Annotated in this window: 18 protein-coding genes; 7 read left to right on the forward strand and 11 right to left on the reverse strand. The window is 62.5% G+C overall.

Features of this window, described 5'->3' with window-relative positions; translation table 11 throughout:
• Window positions 1–96: 96 nt before the first annotated feature.
• From ACVJNE_RS17480 to ACVJNE_RS17490, 3 genes are all read left to right on the forward strand, one after another.
• Window positions 97–1,035 carry a LysR family transcriptional regulator gene (locus tag ACVJNE_RS17480; protein WP_499567614.1) on the forward strand — a complete coding sequence of 313 codons (939 nt, stop codon included), beginning with the start codon at window positions 97–99 and terminating at the stop codon, window positions 1,033–1,035.
• Window positions 1,013–1,675, forward strand: coding sequence for a TetR/AcrR family transcriptional regulator (locus ACVJNE_RS17485; RefSeq protein WP_499567616.1), 663 nt, complete (start codon window positions 1,013–1,015; stop codon window positions 1,673–1,675). The genes ACVJNE_RS17480 and ACVJNE_RS17485 overlap by 23 nt, the downstream gene beginning before the upstream one ends.
• Window positions 1,676–1,760: 85 nt before the next feature.
• A complete protein-coding gene (locus tag ACVJNE_RS17490) occupies window positions 1,761–2,981 on the forward strand; it encodes an MFS transporter (RefSeq protein ID WP_499567618.1) in 1,221 nt (406 codons plus the stop codon).
• Between the two features lie 18 nt (window positions 2,982–2,999).
• Here ACVJNE_RS17490 and ACVJNE_RS17495 read toward each other — a convergent pair whose 3' ends face one another.
• The 6 genes from ACVJNE_RS17495 to ACVJNE_RS17520 all read right to left on the reverse strand — a co-directional run bounded on the left by ACVJNE_RS17495 (window position 3,000) and on the right by ACVJNE_RS17520 (window position 6,720).
• Window positions 3,000–3,428, reverse strand: a complete 429-nt coding sequence (locus ACVJNE_RS17495) for a hypothetical protein (protein ID WP_499567620.1) — start codon at window positions 3,426–3,428, stop codon at window positions 3,000–3,002.
• An 83-nt stretch (window positions 3,429–3,511) separates the two neighbouring features.
• Window positions 3,512–4,540, reverse strand: a complete 1,029-nt coding sequence (locus ACVJNE_RS17500) for a zinc-binding alcohol dehydrogenase family protein (RefSeq protein WP_499567622.1) — start codon at window positions 4,538–4,540, stop codon at window positions 3,512–3,514.
• 105 nt (window positions 4,541–4,645) lie between these two features.
• A complete protein-coding gene (locus ACVJNE_RS17505; protein ID WP_499567624.1) occupies window positions 4,646–4,996 on the reverse strand; it encodes a cupin domain-containing protein in 351 nt (116 codons plus the stop codon).
• Complete coding sequence (locus tag ACVJNE_RS17510; protein ID WP_499567626.1) at window positions 4,993–6,093, reverse strand: alkene reductase; 1,101 nt, start codon at window positions 6,091–6,093, stop codon at window positions 4,993–4,995. The genes ACVJNE_RS17505 and ACVJNE_RS17510 overlap by 4 nt, the downstream gene beginning before the upstream one ends.
• Before the next feature lie 22 nt (window positions 6,094–6,115).
• A complete protein-coding gene (locus ACVJNE_RS17515) occupies window positions 6,116–6,523 on the reverse strand; it encodes a VOC family protein (RefSeq protein WP_499567627.1) in 408 nt (135 codons plus the stop codon).
• On the reverse strand, window positions 6,520–6,720 hold the full coding sequence (locus tag ACVJNE_RS17520; protein ID WP_499567629.1) for a hypothetical protein: 201 nt from the start codon (window positions 6,718–6,720) through the stop codon (window positions 6,520–6,522). Before ACVJNE_RS17520 ends, ACVJNE_RS17515 begins: the two co-directional genes overlap by 4 nt.
• Before the next feature lie 98 nt (window positions 6,721–6,818).
• Between ACVJNE_RS17520 and ACVJNE_RS17525 the strand changes: the two genes are divergently transcribed.
• Window positions 6,819–7,703 (forward strand): LysR family transcriptional regulator, encoded by an 885-nt coding sequence (locus ACVJNE_RS17525; protein WP_499567630.1) that lies wholly within the window; start codon window positions 6,819–6,821, stop codon window positions 7,701–7,703.
• Here the strand turns inward: ACVJNE_RS17525 and ACVJNE_RS17530 are convergent.
• Genes ACVJNE_RS17530 through ACVJNE_RS17540 form a run of 3 tightly spaced genes read right to left on the reverse strand, consistent with a single transcriptional unit; the run spans window position 7,700 to window position 11,152 of the window.
• On the reverse strand, window positions 7,700–8,320 hold the full coding sequence (locus tag ACVJNE_RS17530) for an SCO family protein (RefSeq protein WP_499567632.1): 621 nt from the start codon (window positions 8,318–8,320) through the stop codon (window positions 7,700–7,702). The two genes, ACVJNE_RS17525 and ACVJNE_RS17530, sit on opposite strands and share 4 nt — an antisense overlap.
• Window positions 8,317–8,808 (reverse strand): copper chaperone PCu(A)C, encoded by a 492-nt coding sequence (locus ACVJNE_RS17535; RefSeq protein WP_499567634.1) that lies wholly within the window; start codon window positions 8,806–8,808, stop codon window positions 8,317–8,319. Before ACVJNE_RS17535 ends, ACVJNE_RS17530 begins: the two co-directional genes overlap by 4 nt.
• A gap of 58 nt (window positions 8,809–8,866) precedes the next feature.
• The gene (locus tag ACVJNE_RS17540) at window positions 8,867–11,152 is read right to left on the reverse strand and encodes a heavy metal translocating P-type ATPase (protein WP_499567636.1); all 2,286 of its coding nucleotides are present in this window, start codon (window positions 11,150–11,152) and stop codon (window positions 8,867–8,869) included.
• Window positions 11,153–11,320: 168 nt separating this feature from the next.
• Here ACVJNE_RS17540 and ACVJNE_RS17545 point away from each other — a divergent pair, with 168 nt between their 5' ends.
• Window positions 11,321–12,301, forward strand: coding sequence for an endonuclease/exonuclease/phosphatase family protein (locus tag ACVJNE_RS17545; protein ID WP_499567638.1), 981 nt, complete (start codon window positions 11,321–11,323; stop codon window positions 12,299–12,301).
• Window positions 12,302–12,359: 58 nt separating this feature from the next.
• Window positions 12,360–12,857: a hypothetical protein gene (locus tag ACVJNE_RS17550; RefSeq protein ID WP_499567639.1), complete on the forward strand. Its 498-nt coding sequence runs from the start codon at window positions 12,360–12,362 to the stop codon at window positions 12,855–12,857.
• A 2-nt stretch (window positions 12,858–12,859) separates the two neighbouring features.
• Here ACVJNE_RS17550 and ACVJNE_RS17555 read toward each other — a convergent pair whose 3' ends face one another.
• Entirely contained in the window at window positions 12,860–14,206 is a 1,347-nt protein-coding gene (locus ACVJNE_RS17555; protein WP_499567641.1) for an Nramp family divalent metal transporter, read from the reverse strand.
• A 148-nt stretch (window positions 14,207–14,354) separates the two neighbouring features.
• Window positions 14,355–14,771 carry a MerR family transcriptional regulator gene (locus ACVJNE_RS17560; RefSeq protein ID WP_444728293.1) on the reverse strand — a complete coding sequence of 139 codons (417 nt, stop codon included), beginning with the start codon at window positions 14,769–14,771 and terminating at the stop codon, window positions 14,355–14,357.
• Window positions 14,772–14,980: 209 nt separating this feature from the next.
• Between ACVJNE_RS17560 and ACVJNE_RS17565 the strand changes: the two genes are divergently transcribed.
• Window positions 14,981–15,637 (forward strand): transglutaminase-like cysteine peptidase, encoded by a 657-nt coding sequence (locus ACVJNE_RS17565; protein WP_499567643.1) that lies wholly within the window; start codon window positions 14,981–14,983, stop codon window positions 15,635–15,637.
• The last annotated feature ends 242 nt before the right edge of the window (window positions 15,638–15,879 follow it).

A 15,879-nucleotide genomic window follows, 5' to 3' on the forward strand; every position in this document is an offset into this window, starting at 1 on the left:
GCTTAGGCGGAGCCAAGCATAGACCCGAGCGAATTAATCCAGGAAATCTATTTATTATATGGTATTAGGTCGCCAAGTATATTAATTGGGTGCAACATGGAACTGCGCCAGCTTCGTCATTTCGTCGCCGTTGCGGAAGAACTGCATTTCGGCCGCGCCGCCGAACGGCTGGGGATCACCCAACCGCCGCTCAGCCAGAGTATCCAGGCGCTCGAAGCCGAACTCGGCCTCGCGCTGTTTTTTCGGACCAAGCGGAGTGTGCGGCTGAGCCCGGTGGGGCAGGAATGGCTGCCCTATGCGCGACGGATCCTCAAGGAGGCTGCGCTGCTGCCGGATCTCGCGCGCCGTCTGTCGCGCGGCGAAGTCGGCACGGTACGTTTGGCGTTCGTGAGCTTCGTCAGCTACAGCTTCCTGCCGCCGCTGGTGCGTCGCTTCAAGCAGTCATTCCCGGAGGTGGAACTGGTGATGGGCGAGGCGACGAGCGATGTGCAGATCGAGGCACTTCTCGGCGGCGAGCTGGATGCCGGATTGATTATCCCTCCGCCGAACCGCGCAGTGCCTGTCCCGCTTGGCTATGTGCCAGTCGTGTCCGAGGAGCTTGTGGTCGCGGTGCCGTCGGCGTGGATCGAGGCCGGGCAGATTGCGCCTATCGGCGGAGCGGTGTCGTTCGACCATCTGCGCGACAAGCCGCTCATCCTGTTTCCAAGGCAGGGTGCGCCCGCGCTTCACGATGTTGTCACCCGCTATTACGCGGACCAGGGCGCGCGTCCGTTCATCGCGCAACATGCGATGCAGATGCAGACGATCGTCAACCTGGTCGCGGAAGGCATGGGGATCGCCTTCGTGCCCGGCTGCATGCGCAGTCTCGCGCCGCCGGGAGTCACTTATCTGAAGCTCGAAGGAACGGCTCCGGTGACGGAGGTGGGCGTGGCCTGGAGACCCGACAGCGCGTCGGAAGCACTCAGGCAACTGGTCGATATGGCAACGAGCGCCCGGGAAGGCCCGTTGCGGAATGACGCCGTTCGAGCAAATTGATTGCGCCAGCCAGAGAGGGATAGCGCCAATGTCGGAAACCACGCGATCCAGGATCGTCGATGCCGCGGAAGCCCTCTTTTACGCGCATGGCCTGCGCAGCGTCAGTGTCGACGCGATCGCGGCGCAGGCCGGCGTGACCAAGCGGACGCTATATTATCACTTCGAAAGCAAGGATGCGTTGATCGCCGCTTATCTGGAGGCGCGTGACGCGTCGACGCGCAGCCGGTATCGCGATTGGCTGGGTGATGACGACCGGCCGTTGCCCGACAGGATCGGGCGTATGTTTATGGCGCTGGCTTCGCATGCGGCGCAGCCGAAGTGGCGCGGCTGCGGCTTTACCCGAGCGGCCGTCGAACTGGCTGGGCAGCCGGGCCATCCGGCCGTGTTGATGGCGGCGGACCACAAGCGGCGTTTCGAGGCGTGGCTGGCCGAAGAATTTCGGAGCAGCGGCGCCGGAGACCCGGAAACGCTTGCGCAGCAGGTCATGCTGCTGCTCGAAGGCGCTATCGCCCTGATGCTCGTCCACCGCGACGTGTTGTACGCGCGGGTGGCCGGCGAGGCTGCCGCCACGCTTGTTTCCAGCCGGATTGCCAACCGGCTCGGCTCCGGCCGGAACGTGGAGGTCCGCGCCGTCGGCTGAAGCCAATCGGCATGTATACCGACTAGTGAGTTTCGCCTTTCCGGTGCGGGCTTATCGTCGGCGGAACTCGTCGAGGAGGATTCCCGTGCCGCAGCCGATTGCCAGACAATGGACGCCAGCTCTGATCCTGTGCCTTGTGGCCGCCGGCACCATCCTTTCGCTTTCGATGGGGCTGCGGCAGAGCCTGGGCCTGTTCATGGAGCCGATGGTGCGCGCGACCGGTATCACGGTGGCAACGTTCGGCTTCGCGATGGCGCTTCAAAACCTTGCCTGGGGTATTGGGCAGCCGTTTATGGGCGCCGTGTGCGACCGCTTCGGCGGGCGTCTGGTCGTCGTGATCGCTGCCGCGCTGTATTGCGCCGGCCTCTACATGACCGCCTCGGGCGGGCATCTCGGGCTCTACATTGGCGGTGGGCTGCTGATCGGCCTGGCGGTGGCGGCAACCTCGCACGGGGTGCTGGTCGGCATCGTTTCGCGCCTTGCGGCACCTGCCGTGCGTGCGACGGCGGTTTCGATCCTGGCAGCCGTCGGTTCGCTCGGCACCTTCGTCGTTGCACCTGCCGCGCAGGTAATGATCGACGCCTGGTCCTGGCAGGGTGCGCTCGGCGGTCTCGCCTTGCTGGCAGCGTCGATGGCGGCTGTGGCGTTGCTGTTTCGACGAGGGGGTGTCGATCCGGTCGCTTCAAGTCCGGCGCACCGCGTCGATGCACGCAGTGCGATTGCCGAGGCCCTCGCCAACCGCACATTCGTCATCACGACCTTTGCCTTCTTCGCCTGTGGTTTCCAGTTGATATTCATCGCGACGCATTTGCCGAACTTCATCGCCATATGCGGCCTGCCGCCTTCCGTTGGCGCCGAGGCGATTGCGCTCATCGGCATATGCAATGCAGTGGGAACGCTGGTTGCAGGCTATCTGTGCCAGCGCTGGGGCAACCGGAACGTGCTGGCGCTGATCTACCTGTTACGGACCGCGTCGGTTGCCATCTTCTTCGCGCTGCCCGTCAGCGTCGAGACGACGCTGGTCTTTGCAGCGGCCATGGGCTTCCTGTGGCTGAGTGTCGTTCCTCCGGTCAGCGGCCTTATCAACGGATTGTTCGGCCCGGCGAATTTCGGCGCCCTGTTCGGTGTCATGTTCATGAGCCACCAGGTCGGCGCTTTTCTCGGCGCCTGGCTGGGTGGCCTGAGCTACCAGTGGAGCGGCAGCTATTCGATTGGCTGGGTGTCCCTCATCGTCGTCGGCGTTCTGGCGGTAATGCTGCAACTTACCGCCGCCGACGACCGCGCGCGCGGCCTGCCGCAGCATTGAGCCTTGGTATTCGGTTTTTCAGCCGGGTTCCGGTGCCTGGCCTGACCGGTGGTCGTGCAGCGTTCGGCCGGCCAGCACCCAGAAGAGAAAGCCGGCAAACGCCGCCGACAGCACACCGGCACCTAGCACAAGCCAGTCTTCAAGACGTTGATCGATACTGACATTCCCCGTTAGCAGCAGGATCGAAAGCCCGGCCAGGGCCCCCGTGATGCTGAAATAAGCCGCTCCGCCCGTTCGCTTCCACCAGGCATAAGCGACAGCGCATAGGGCGAATGGAATCGTCAGCACGGCGATTATGATCGCGATGAAAGTCACCACGGCGATACCCTCGTCGAACAGATTGGTGTTGGTGGCTGCGCTCATAAGTAGCCAAAACACCAGCGCCGCCGCGAATGACGATACGCAATATGCAACCAATGTGCGTAGAACCAGCGCGAGAATCGTCAATGTCAGTGCCTCCCTTCAAACGAGGCGTCACACATATTTACAGCGGCGACAACGAGACCGTCACCGCCGCCGAAACTTTTGGGCTATTCCCAACCCTCCACGACGATCTTGCCGATCATTGCACCGGTTTCAACGGCTGCGTGAGCCTCGCGCATTGAACTCGCCGTGATTGGAGACAAGGTCTTCGTCACCGTAGTGCGGATTCGCCCTGCATCGACCTCATCTGCCAGGTCGTTGAGCAGATTGTGCTGCTCGATCATGTCGGGCGTCTGGTGCATCGCGCGCGCGAACATGAACTCCCAGTGCAGGCTGGCGGCTTTGGATTTCATTCCGCCCATGGGCATCGGCAGGTCTGTGTCGTCGATGGAGACGATGGCGCCCTGCGGGCGGATCAGCTCGACCGCGGCGCTCCAGTGGCGCATGTCGTTGAATATGGCGATGTGGTCGACATGTTCGAAACCAAGCGCCCGCACCTGCGTGACGAGATCGTCCCGATGGCTGACCGAATGGTCGGCTCCCATTTCGCGCACCCACGAAATCGTTTCAGGTCTCGAGGCTGTCGCGATGACGGTCAGCCCCACCAGTTTCGCGAGCTGGATGGCAATGGAGCCGACGCCGCCTGCGCCGCCTACGACCAGGATCGTCTGGCCCTTGTCTGCACCGTTTCTGTCGATCCCAAGCCGGTCGAAAAGCGCTTCGTAGGCCGTGATAGCGGTCAACGGCATCGCCGCCGCTTCGCCGAATGTGAGGCTGCTCGGCTTGCGGCCCACAATCCGCTCGTCGACGATATGGAACTGCTGGTTGGAGCCCGCCCTCGTAATATCGCCAGCGTACCAGACCTCGTCTCCGGGCTTGAACAGGCTGGCGGCCGATCCGACGGCGACGACGACGCCTGCGGCATCCCAGCCGATCACCCGGGGTTCGGCTTCGACCTTGTCCTTTGGCGCACGCACCTTGACGTCGACCGGGTTTACCGAAACGGCCTTCACTTCGACCAGTATGTCGCGACCGGCTGGTTCTGGCATCGGCAATTCGACGTCCACAAAGGCCTCGGGGTTGGTTGTCGGCAAATAGCGGGTCAGTGCTACCGCTCTGGATTTGATGTTTGTCATGTCTGTGATCCTGCAAGTGTTAAGGAGAGTGATAGGCGCCGCTCCAGCTATCTCATTCGCGGCGTGGGCCGGCCGTTACGTCGAGTTTTGCGGTGGTCGTATTCATCATCTGTCGAATTCCAGTGTGACGAAAACCAGATCCTGGTCGCCGGTGTTGGTGAGGTCGTGAACGAAGTCGTCGCCAGGCCCCAGGTCGGGAAAATGACGGGTGTCGCCTGCGCAGTAGGCAACAGTTTCCACCCGTCCGTCGCCGTAGCGCGATATCGCGTGCCCGTCGGTCAGGACTGTCCAAAGATAGGGCCGGTCATGGTGATGGGCGGCGAGCGTTTCGCCCGGCCCGAGACGTAGATGCCAGATGCGCATGCCGCCCGTTTCTGCAACCAGCTCGGTGCCGATGCGGTCGTTGCGCCGAGCGGTCTCGATCTCCTCCCGCGTCAGGGGACGTGTGGTGTTCATGCCGCGTCCGCCCACGTGCTATAGGTGGTGTAGCCTTCGGCATCGCCGCCGAAGAGCTTGCCACCGTCGAACGAGGCCAGCGGCAGATCGCGGCCCAGCCGGCTTGGCAGGTCCGGGTTGGCGATGAAAGGCCGACCGAACGCGACGACGTCGGCGTGGCCGGCTGCCAGAATGCGCTCGGCCTTTGCCTTGTCGTAACCGCCGGCGACGATGATCCTGCCGGGGAAGGCCTTCCGAAGCATTTCCCTGAATTCGATGGGCGTTTCCGGAGCGTCGTCCCAGTCCGCCTCGGCAATGTGGATGTATGCGAGCCCTATCCTGTCGAGCTCGCGTGCAAGCTCAAGAATGGTGCGCGGCGCATCGGCGTCGTCCATGCCTCGTTGCGTAATGAATGGCGAAAAGCGCATGCCGGTTCTGTCTGCGCCGAGCTCGGCCGCCACAGCCTCCGCCACGTCAACCGCGAAGCGGATGCGATTCGCGCTAGTGCCGCCATAGCGGTCGCTTCGCTTGTTCGACGTCGAACGCATGAACTGATCGATCAGATAGCCGTTGGCACCATGAATTTCTGCGCCATCGAATCCGGCCGCCCGGGCATTGCTCGCGGCCTGCCCGTAGTCGGAAACGATGTCTTCGATCTCCTGCGCCGCGAGTGCGCGCGGGACTGGGCATTCGACCATGCCTCCCTGCCCTGTCGCTGGGTCGACGACCCAGACGGTCGCGCCGGGCGCGATCGCCGAGGGCGCAACAGGGGTTCCGTCCGGGTGGAAGCTCTGGTGGCTCATGCGCCCGACATGCCAGAGCTGGGAGAATATCCGGCCATGGCGTGCATGCACGCTATCGGTAACGGCCCGCCAACCCGCGATCTGTTCGGCGGAGTGGATGCCGGGCGTGTAGGAATAGCCCTGGCCCTGCGGCGTGATCTGTGTTGCTTCCGTGACGATCAGCGCCGCGTCGGCGCGCTGAGCATAGTAGGTGGCCATCATCGCATTCGGAACATTACCGGGCTGTGTCGAGCGCGACCTCGTCATCGGGGCCATCGCGATGCGGTGCGGGAGCTTCGAGGCTCCCATATCCAGCGGTGCGAACAATTGGTTCACGGACTTTCTCCTTGTTCTGGGTTCAGCTTTGCCAAGCCACTGTTTCGTTGTCGGCGGCGTGGAAAACGGCCTCTATGAGCGGGCCGCCGGGCGCGCGGAAAAACAGCCGGCGTTCGGCCAATTCGGGCAGATCCATCTGCGAATATCGAATGTCGCGCGCGTCAAGCTTCGCCCGGAAGCCGTCGTAGTCATCCATGCGGAAGCCGACATGGTCCCACGCTTCGCGGGCCATTTCCGTGCCCAGCCCATATGAACCGATGAGATGCACGATCGGCCTATCGCCGGCATAAAGCCAATGGCCAGGTATCGTCCGTATCGCTGCTGGCCGGCGTCTTTCCTCGAGATCGAAGACGTCGATGAAGAACGCGAGGCTCGACGGCAGATTCCGGGTTCTCAGCGTCACGTGGTCAAGCGACGGAAGTGCGGTCATCCCAGTGCGACCCGCCGCAGGCGCTGGCGCCCTAAGTTGGATTTCGCTGTGGTGAACACCTTGTGCAGTAGCGCCCGGGTTGCAATCGCGCGGTTCGTACGCGCCGCGTCCTGGCGCTGCTCGATGAACCTCGATTGTTCGGAGGGTGTCATCCGATCGTAAGCAGTTCGCAAATCCGTTTCGTTCGCACCGGCCATTTTGTCCCTCCGCGATTTGTGTTGCCGCGGTTTTACGCCTTGCGCCTTAGTCTGATAATTGAGAGATTTTCGAACTGTCTTTTTGAGAATGGCGAATAATGATCCTGGACAATCTCAACCTTTTCCTGCGGATCGTGGAACGCGGCGGCATGGCTGCGGCCGGGCGCGATCTTGGCCTGTCGCCGGCTACCGTTTCCGAACGCGTCGCCGGGCTTGAGGCCCATTTTGGAACGCGGCTCCTCAATCGCACGACGCGTTCGATCAGCCTGACGGAGGAAGGTCGCGAGCTCGTGCAGGGGGCTCAGCGCTTACTGGCCGAGGCGGAGGAACTGGATGCCCGCATTCGGCTCGGCGTCGAACGGCTGGCCGGGCCGATAAAGATCAGCGCGCCGATCGATCTGGGGCGCAACCGGATAGCGCGCGTTCTCGACCGCTTGGTCGAGCACCACCCCGAGATCACTGTCGATCTCCACCTGAACGATGGTTACGTCGATCTGGCTGGTCAAGGCTTCGATCTCGCGGTGAGGTACGGCAACCTTCCAAGCAGTTCGCTTCATGCCAGGCGGCTGGCCGAAAGCCCCCGATTGATCTGCGCATCGCCAGCCTATCTGAAAAAGAACGGCACCCCGGCCACGCCCGAGGACCTGCTCTCGCACAATTGCATCCTGATGCGGTTCGGCGAGAACGTCGACCGGATGTGGCATTTTCTGATGAATGGCGAGCCGCTCAGCATCCCCGTGCGCGGCAACCGGATCGCCAATGATGGCGACCTGGTTCGGACCTGGTGTGTCATGGGACACGGCATCGCACGGAAATCGCGCTGCGACATTGAAGCCGATCTGGCCGGGGGCAGGCTCGTCGCACTGCTTGACGATTACCAGACGCCGCCGCTGGACCTCCAGGCAGTGTTCACGGAAGGCCGAACGCAGACCCGCCGTGTTCGCGTTCTGGTGGATTTCCTTGTTGCGGAATTCTGCAACTAGCCGGTGTTCGCCATCCGGGCGAGCCGCCGCAGCTTCTCCAGTTTCGTTTCGCGCGGCTCGTGCATGTCCATCATGCCGGTGAAGCCGCCGTCGGGCCGCATGAGGAAGACGCCGGCCGTGTGGTCCATCGTGTATCCGCCCGTCTCGAGCGGCACCTTTTTCGCGTAGGCGGAAAAGGACTTCAGCGTGTTCTCTGTTTCCTTCGCCGACCCACGAAGCGCGGTTATGCGGCTGTCGAAGGACGTCATGTAGCTCGAAAGCGCGGCCGGGGTATCCCGTTCCGGGTCGACGGTGACGAATAGGACCTCGAAGCTGTCTGCGTCCGGACCGAGGTCGGCCATCAGGTCCGTGAGTTCGAAGAGCGTCGTGGGACCGATGTCGGGGCAATAGGTGAAGCCGAAAAACACGATATACGGGCGACCGGCAAGCGACTGGTTGTCGATGCGTTCGCCTGCGGGCGTCAGAAGCGAGAACGGACCGCCGGCCTTTGCCGTCCCGGTGGCCGTTGTCTGGTGTGTAACCGTGCTTTCGGGAAACTGCATCGAGATGAGCAGAAAGCCACCAAGCATGAAGACAGCCGCCCACACGGCCAGCCGGAATAGCCGGGCGCCGTTCATGGCTTGTGACCTGCATGCTCGCCGTCCCCGGTTGCTCCGCCCAAGGCTGTGCGCTGGATCACGAACTCGACGTCGATCGTTCCCGACCGTGCGAACTCGAGCGTTGCCTTGTAGCTGTCTCCTTCGATCAGTTGCCAGTCCGGGCCTATGAGCATCAGATGCATGCCTCCGGGTGCAAGCTCGATGGTTGCGCCGGGCGCGATCTCAGCGCCGTCGGGAAGGGCGCGCATGCGCGCGACACCGTCGTCCATCGTCATCTGGTGAATCTCGATGCGCGACGCGATCGGTGTGGAGCCGCCAAGCAGCCTGTCAGGTTCCGATCCTGTATTCGTGACCGTCAGGTAGGCCCCCGCCACCGGGGCGGACGCCGCCGTAACCCGCGCCCAGGGGTGGTCGATCACGACAGCGCCGGACGAAAATTCATGCGCTGACGCGGCTGTGGAACAGAGCGTCCCGGCCAGCAGGACGACTTTGAATGGCAATGACAAGAAACGGCTCCCTCACTGAACGGTTTTTCGAATGCGGCAATTGGCGATCGAGCCTCGATCAGCTTGCCGAGATGCCTCTCCAGCCAAGCAGGCGCATGGCGTTCGCCGTGACAAGCACCGTGGCGCCCGTGTCGGCCAGAATGGCGGGCCACAACCCGGTCACTCCGAGAACCGTCGTCACCAGGAAAACGGCTTTCAGGCCGAGCGAGATGGTTATGTTTTGGAAGATGTTGCGCATCGTCAGGCGCGACAGCGTGACCATGTTGGCCACATCGATGACACGACCATGCAGAACCGCTGCGTCCGCGGTCTCCAGCGCCACGTCGGTTCCGCCGCCCATGGCGATTCCGATGTCGGCTGCCGCAAGCGCGGGAGCGTCGTTGATGCCGTCTCCAACCTTGGCGACAAACTTGCCTGCCTTGCGCAGTTCGCCGACGATCTTCTGCTTGTCCTGCGGCATAAGTTCCGCCCGGGCTTCCATGCCCAGAGTGCTTGCGATTGCCTTCGCCGTGCGCCGGTTGTCGCCGGTGAGCATGATCGTTTCAGCACCGAGATCGCGCAGCGCAGCGATGCCCGCCCTGGCATCCTCACGCGGCTCGTCGCGCATCGCGATGAGGCCGGCGACGGTGTCTGCGACAAGCAGGACAGAGACCGTCTTGCCCTCGTCGTTCAGTGCGGCGATGCGCGCTGACAGTGTCTCGTCCAGCACGACCTTTTCGGACGCCGCGCGCGGGGAGGCCAGAAAGAGCTTCACACCGTCGACAGTGCCCACGACTCCCTTGCCGCCTACGGCACCGGCATCCGATGCCGCTGTCACGGCCACCTTCTCGTCGTCGGCCTTCGCCAGTATGGCGGTTGCCAGCGGATGGCTCGATCCCGCTTCAAGGGCGGCTGCCAGCCGCAGAACCTCGTGCTCCGTGCGGTCGATCGCGATGATGTCAGTAACCTTGGGCTTACCTTCTGTGAGCGTTCCGGTCTTGTCGAATGCCACGCTGTCGACCTTGCCGAGATTCTCCAGAATGGCCCCGCCCTTCATCAGCAGACCACGCCGGGCGCCGGCCGAAAGGGCAGCGGCAATTGCCGCCGGGGTTGAAATCACGAGGGCGCAAGGGCAGCCGATCAAAAGTGCGGCGAGCCCGCGATAGATCCATGTCTCCCAGTCTGCGCCGGTAAGCAGCGGCGGCAGGATGGCGATCAGTGCCGCCACGACCATCACGCCAGGCGTGTAATATTTCGCGAACCGGTCGATGAAGCGCTCGGTCGGGGCCTTGGTCTCCTGTGCTTGCTCGACCAGCGCGATGATGCGGGAGATGGTGTTGTCGGCGGCGGCAGCAGTGACCCGAACCCGCAACACGCCTTCCTGATTTATGGTGCCTGCAAAGACGACGTCGCCGGGCTCCTTGCGCTTTGGCACAGATTCGCCGGTGATCGGGGCTTCGTCGACCGCGCTTTCGCCACTGAACACTACGCCGTCCGCGGGGATCCTGTCGCCCGGCCGTGCGAGCACGATCATATCGACCCCGAGGCTTTCCGCCGAGACCGTTTCGGTTGCGCCGTCGCGCTCGACAAGCGCGGTCTTCGGCATCAACGTTGCAAGTGCGCGTATCGAGGCGCGGGCGCGGCCCCTCGCGATCCCCTCGAGCAACTCGCCGACGAGGAAGAGCACCACGACGACGGCTGCCTCTTCCGCCGCATCGATGACAACCGCACCCACCGCCGCAATCGTCATCAACGTTTCGATGGTAAACGGGCTGCCGTTCGTGGCCCCGGCAAGCGCCCGGCGCGCAATGGGAATCAGTCCGATGGCCATGGCGATGATGAAACCCCATGGCTGCGTCTGCGGGAGAAGCTTGGCGGCCACGAAAGCGATGCCAAGCGCTGCGCCGCAGGCGATGGTCAGCCGCGCCTTCGATGTCGCCCACCAGGGGCCGTCCTGCTGGGCATGGTCGTGTCCGTGCAGATCCTCCAGCCCATCAGACTTGTCAGCGCGCGAGCTGTTCCTGGACGAACCCGAATGGCTGGTCGGTTCGTCCGTTCCATGCCGGGCGCCATGCTCGTGCGCGTGGTCGCCGGTGCAGCCCTGCGCTGCCTTGGCCTTTGCGTCCGCCGGGCTCTGCGCGTTCCCTGCAGGGACTGTCTTGTAGCCCAGCCCGCTTACCTTCCGCGATACCGCGGCGACATCGAGGCTGTCGTCGTGATCGACAGTCATGGTGCCGGCGACAACCGAGACTTTGACATCGGCAACGGACGGCATGCGGCGTACCGCGGTATCGATTTTCGCCGCGCAACTCGCGCAATCCATGCCTTCGACCCTGAAGCGGGTCTGGCGGCTCGAAACGGTCATTGTAGACACTCCTGACTCACAGGAGTGCCGGTATAAGACCTCTAGTGGCTAGAGAGACAAGGGGTGGCGCAGGAAATCTTAACCTGCGCCGTGCGTCAGATTGACTTCTTGGCGCGGTGCGTGCCTCTGCGTCACTTTAGACATGGGTGTTATATGAGGGGGCGGCATTTGGGTGCTTTTGGGAAATACGCCCGCATTGTGCGGGTGCTGGTTTTGCTGACGGTGGCGACGCAAGTCGTCTTCGCCGCGGCGGCTCTCGTGTCCCTGTTCCTTTCGCGCCATGTGTGGGCTGCGGACATGGCCAACTTTCTGCGCCCGCACCTGTTCCTTGCTGGCGCGGGCCTTTTCGTGTTCGGCTTTGCCCTGCCGTCCCGATGGGCCAGGGCAGGCGGTGTTCTCGCACTCGTCGCCGCCGCCGTTCCCTTTTTTCTCCTGCCGGCTCCCGCGCCATCGACGCCCGGAACGGCGATCTCCGTGGTGAGCGCCAACATCTATGTCGACAACCCGGACCCCTCGGATTTTCTTGCGATACCGGAAGTCGCCAGCGCCGACATCGTGGTTCTGCAGGAGATGACGCCACTGTGGCAGGATGCGCTTGTGGCCAGCGGCCTGTGGCCCCACGAGAGCAGCCGAGACCTCGACGCCAACACGGATATGAAGCTGTTCAGCCGGTTTCCCGTCTTGGACGAGAGGACGGTTTCGCCGCAAAGCACGGATACCGGCGGCCGCTTCGCAATCCGCTATGAAGTGCTCGTTGGCGAGCGGACGGTGGTCGTCTACGCAGTGCACCCGCAGACGCCCAGAACCCCGCCGATGTGGCGCGAGCGCAGCGCCTATCTCCGCGACCTTGCCGAGGCTCTCAAATCCGAACCGCCGGAGACACCGGTTATCGTGGCGGGTGACTGGAATACACCGTCCTGGTCTCCCTTCTTCCAGGACCTGCTGTCGTCGACCGGCTACCGCACGACCGAGTCGCGCTGGTGGCCGGCTCCGACGCGCTTCAGCACCAGATACGGATCGGTGACGCAGTTGGGTACGCCGATCGATCGCATTATTGTCTCGCCGTCGGTCGGCCTCGAAGATGTGTCGATGGGCCCTACATTTGGATCGAACCATCTTCCGGTCATCGCGAGGCTGACCATTCCGTAGCGCGCTCAAGCGGCCGGGTTCACGGGCCGCTCGGCCTACAGGCGGGGAGACAAGACGCATGCGATTGACATCACTTTTTCGTGCGCCTGCGGTCGTGTTGATGCTCTGCACGGCGGCCACCGCCGCCGAGCCTCCGGTTGGGGTTTTCCTGTTTTATCCGCAAGAGGGCGGTGCGCCGACATCCGCCGATTGCGAGGCGCTGGTCCGCGAGGTGAAGCCGTCCGTTGAGAAGGCTGAGGCCTGGCGCTGGGGCCGCGCACCCATGGGCGCCGACCTGGAATTCTATCTGTTCCTCGACCAGGACAGGATGGAGCCGAGCTACGCGGCGGAGGGAGATTACGATTCCGGCACGGTCCGGTGGGGTGAGACGCGGGGCGGCGAGACGGGCTTCGACCTCGTCCCCGACGATCATCCGGAAGTCACGATCAGAGGTTCGATGCAGACGCGGCCGGGCAGCCAGGTTGTCGCCGTCACGCTGCACGGCATCCCTTCGTCCAAGGGCAAGCAGGACCGGACGTCGTATTTCTGCCGTTTCGAGGACGAGATGCGGGCCTGATCCTAAGTCCGTGCCGACAGGAAATCCGCGATCAACTTGATGTTGAGCGCCGCTATGATGAAGGCGATTGCGAATGCGAACGCGACCAGCCAGCGCGGAGCGACGAGTGCGCCCATCTTGCGTTTGTCCGCCGTGAACATCACCAGCGGAAAGACTGCGAAGGACAGTTGCAGGCTCAGGACAACCTGGGTGAGGATCAACAGATGCGCCGTGCCGCTTTCGCCATACCAGATGGTGACGGCCGCCGCCGGCACGATGGCGATCGCCCGGGTCACCAGCCTGCGCAGCCACGGCGGCAGCCTGATGTCGAGAAAGCCTTCCATCACGATCTGGCCCGCAAGCGTCGCTGTCACGGTCGAATTAATACCGGAACACAGAAGCGCAACGCCGAAGAGCGTCGGTGCGATCGCGGCGCCGAGCAGCGGCGCCAGCAGGCTATGCGCCTCGCCCAGCTCGGCGATTTCCGTTCGCCCGGTGGCATTGAATGTCGCGGCGGCGAGGATCAGGATCGCCGCATTGATACAGAGCGCGAACATCAGCGCGACCGTCAAGTCGATGGTGGCGAACTTCAACGCCTCCCGCTTGTCGGTCAGGCTGTCGCCGTAGTTACGGGTCTGGATGATACCGGAGTGCAGATAGAGGTTGTGCGGCATCACCGTGGCGCCAAGGATGCCGAGTGCGAGGTAGAGCATTTCCGGATTGCTTACGATCTCCGTCGTTGGCGCGAAGCCCCTTATCACGTCGCCCCAGTCAGGATCGGCGAGCACGATCTGCAGCGCGAAGCAGACGGCGATGACGCCGAGCAGCGCAATCACCAGCGCTTCCACCCACCGGAAACCGAGCTTCTGGAGGTAGAGGATCAGGAAGACATCCAGTGCGGTGATGATCACCCCGATTTCCAGCGGAATGCCGAAAAGCAGGTTGAGCCCAATCGCTGTGCCTATGACCTCGGCGATATCGGTTGCGATGATCGCGATTTCCGCAAGCAGCCATAAAATACGCGATACCCACACGGGGTAGGCGTCCCTGCATGCCTGGGCGAGATCGCGCCCGGATGCGATCGCCAGCCGCGCGCAAAGCGACTGCAGGACGATTGCCATTATGTTGGATATCAGGGCAACTACGAGAAGCGTGTAGCCGAACCTTGATCCTCCGGCGATCGACGTCGCCCAGTTGCCAGGGTCCATATAGCCCACGGCAACGAGATAGCCCGGCCCGAAGAAAGCCGCTGCCCTGCGCCAGGACGACCCGCCGGTGCCCACCGGAACCGATCGATGAACGTCCGACATAGAAGGCACTTTGGGTCTGCTGCTCCAGCCTCCGGGAAGGTCTGGCGTTGGATCGGTCATGGTTGTGTTATTGTGTTACTAGATGCATTTGCAATTCATTTGCAAATAATGCCAAATCCGCTCCTTTTGCAAGGCCGTTTCTTCTCGGCCGCAGTGCCCGCGCAAATTTGCGGGAATGGGGGGACGGTTGAGGCTCGTCTAACCGGACCTATTGATGTTCGCTTTCACATAGGTCGTGGTTTGCAAGCGACTGCAGCACGTAGCAGTCTTTGATATGGTCGCCATGACAGCAGGTGGCGATACGCCCCAGTTCCGTTTCCAGCGTCTGCAACCTGGCGATCTTCTCGCGCACGCTCTGGAGCTGGCGAACGGCAATCTGGTCGGCATCGGCGCAGGGGCGTTCTGGATGGGCGCTCAGCTCCAGAAGCTCCCTGATGGCCTCGATCGTGAAACCGAGATCACGGGCGTGCTTTATGAACGAAAGACGGTCCCTGTCGCGGAGCCCGTAGCGACGCTGGTTCCCCTCCGACCGTTCGGCAGCGGCCATCAACCCCATCTGCTCGTAGTAGCGGATGGTGGGAATCTTGACTCCTGTCTGGCGGGAGAGGGTTCCGATCGTCAGCATCAAATCCTCCAGTCTCTAGAGATATTAGCCACAACGAAGCGGTTTGTAACTGGCCTTTCGCCGCATTGGAACAAACCATGTGGTCAATGAAAACTTGCTGCGACGCATGCAATTTTCAGAAAAGTTGTATCTAATTCAAGTATCTGATTTTTCAGCGTTTTCAGGCGATTGAAGTATCTCTTCCCTAAAGACAACGGGGAGACGACCAGATGATACACCTGATGCTCGGCACCTTCGTGCTCATGATGTCGTGCGTTGCTGCTTCGGCCAATGCCTTTCATTTCAATCCCACCCAACCGACCAATGCGCGCAACATGCTGACCTTTGGCGCAACGAGCATGCCCGTCGGCTATTACAACTACTGCCGCAACTATGCCGAGCGCTGCGCTCGGGCACCGGAAGGGCCGTCGGTCCAGCTCACCAAGCCGCGCTGGCGCGAGATTGTCACGGTCAATGCCGAGGTGAACCAAGCTGTCGCACCGCTGACCGACATGGAGATTTTCGGGGTCGAGGAACGTTGGGAATATCCGACTACGGTCGGAGACTGCGAGGATTACGCGCTGATGAAGCGCAAGCGGCTGAACGAGATGGGGTATCCCCTCGGAGCCCTTCTGCTCACCGTGGCGCGTGATGCCAATGGCGGCGGGCATGCGGTCCTGACCGTCGTGACGGATCTCGGCGACTTCATTCTCGACAACGTCGAGCAGAAGGTGCTGCCCTGGCAGGAAACGGAAATCTATTACCTCAAGCGCCAATCGCAGGATGACCTGAATCTTTGGGTTAGTCTCGTTGACGAGACCGCACCTCTCGCCTTCTCGGGCGGGAAAAGCGCTCCTTCGACCGCAGCTGCGAGGGAGAAGAGATAAAGCGCAGCCTCTGCGAAGAGCATTTCCATCGCATTATGCCCAAGCGCCAGACAGACAAGCCGCAACACCATTGAAAGTGTGAGGTAAATGGCCGCTCCTGCGGCGATGAAAGTTCCCAGGCGCAACAACATTTCGTCGGGTGGGTCGCACTGTTTCGGTCGGCTCACCCTTTCACCATGGCCTGACACGCGCCAGTCAAGCGTGTTTGATCCATCCGTTATCAACGCCGTTCCCGACGCGGA

It is taken from the genome of Mesorhizobium sp. DxT, assembly GCF_058448885.1.

What these genes read in the sequence shown, in the direction of transcription:
- ACVJNE_RS17530 (WP_499567632.1), bottom strand. Translation starts at nt 8,320, where the DNA reads ATGAACGGCGCCCGGCTATTCCGGCTGGCCGTGTGGGCGGCTGTCTTC.
- ACVJNE_RS17505 (WP_499567624.1), bottom strand. Translation starts at nt 4,996, where the DNA reads ATGAACACCACACGTCCCCTGACGCGGGAGGAGATCGAGACCGCTCGG.
- ACVJNE_RS17485 (WP_499567616.1), top strand. Translation starts at nt 1,013, where the DNA reads ATGACGCCGTTCGAGCAAATTGATTGCGCCAGCCAGAGAGGGATAGCG.
- ACVJNE_RS17550 (WP_499567639.1), top strand. Translation starts at nt 12,360, where the DNA reads ATGCGATTGACATCACTTTTTCGTGCGCCTGCGGTCGTGTTGATGCTC.
- ACVJNE_RS17560 (WP_444728293.1), bottom strand. Translation starts at nt 14,771, where the DNA reads ATGCTGACGATCGGAACCCTCTCCCGCCAGACAGGAGTCAAGATTCCC.
- ACVJNE_RS17515 (WP_499567627.1), bottom strand. Translation starts at nt 6,523, where the DNA reads ATGACCGCACTTCCGTCGCTTGACCACGTGACGCTGAGAACCCGGAAT.
- ACVJNE_RS17525 (WP_499567630.1), top strand. Translation starts at nt 6,819, where the DNA reads ATGATCCTGGACAATCTCAACCTTTTCCTGCGGATCGTGGAACGCGGC.
- ACVJNE_RS17540 (WP_499567636.1), bottom strand. Translation starts at nt 11,152, where the DNA reads ATGACCGTTTCGAGCCGCCAGACCCGCTTCAGGGTCGAAGGCATGGAT.
- ACVJNE_RS17480 (WP_499567614.1), top strand. Translation starts at nt 97, where the DNA reads ATGGAACTGCGCCAGCTTCGTCATTTCGTCGCCGTTGCGGAAGAACTG.
- ACVJNE_RS17500 (WP_499567622.1), bottom strand. Translation starts at nt 4,540, where the DNA reads ATGACAAACATCAAATCCAGAGCGGTAGCACTGACCCGCTATTTGCCG.
- ACVJNE_RS17565 (WP_499567643.1), top strand. Translation starts at nt 14,981, where the DNA reads ATGATACACCTGATGCTCGGCACCTTCGTGCTCATGATGTCGTGCGTT.
- ACVJNE_RS17520 (WP_499567629.1), bottom strand. Translation starts at nt 6,720, where the DNA reads ATGGCCGGTGCGAACGAAACGGATTTGCGAACTGCTTACGATCGGATG.
- ACVJNE_RS17555 (WP_499567641.1), bottom strand. Translation starts at nt 14,206, where the DNA reads ATGACCGATCCAACGCCAGACCTTCCCGGAGGCTGGAGCAGCAGACCC.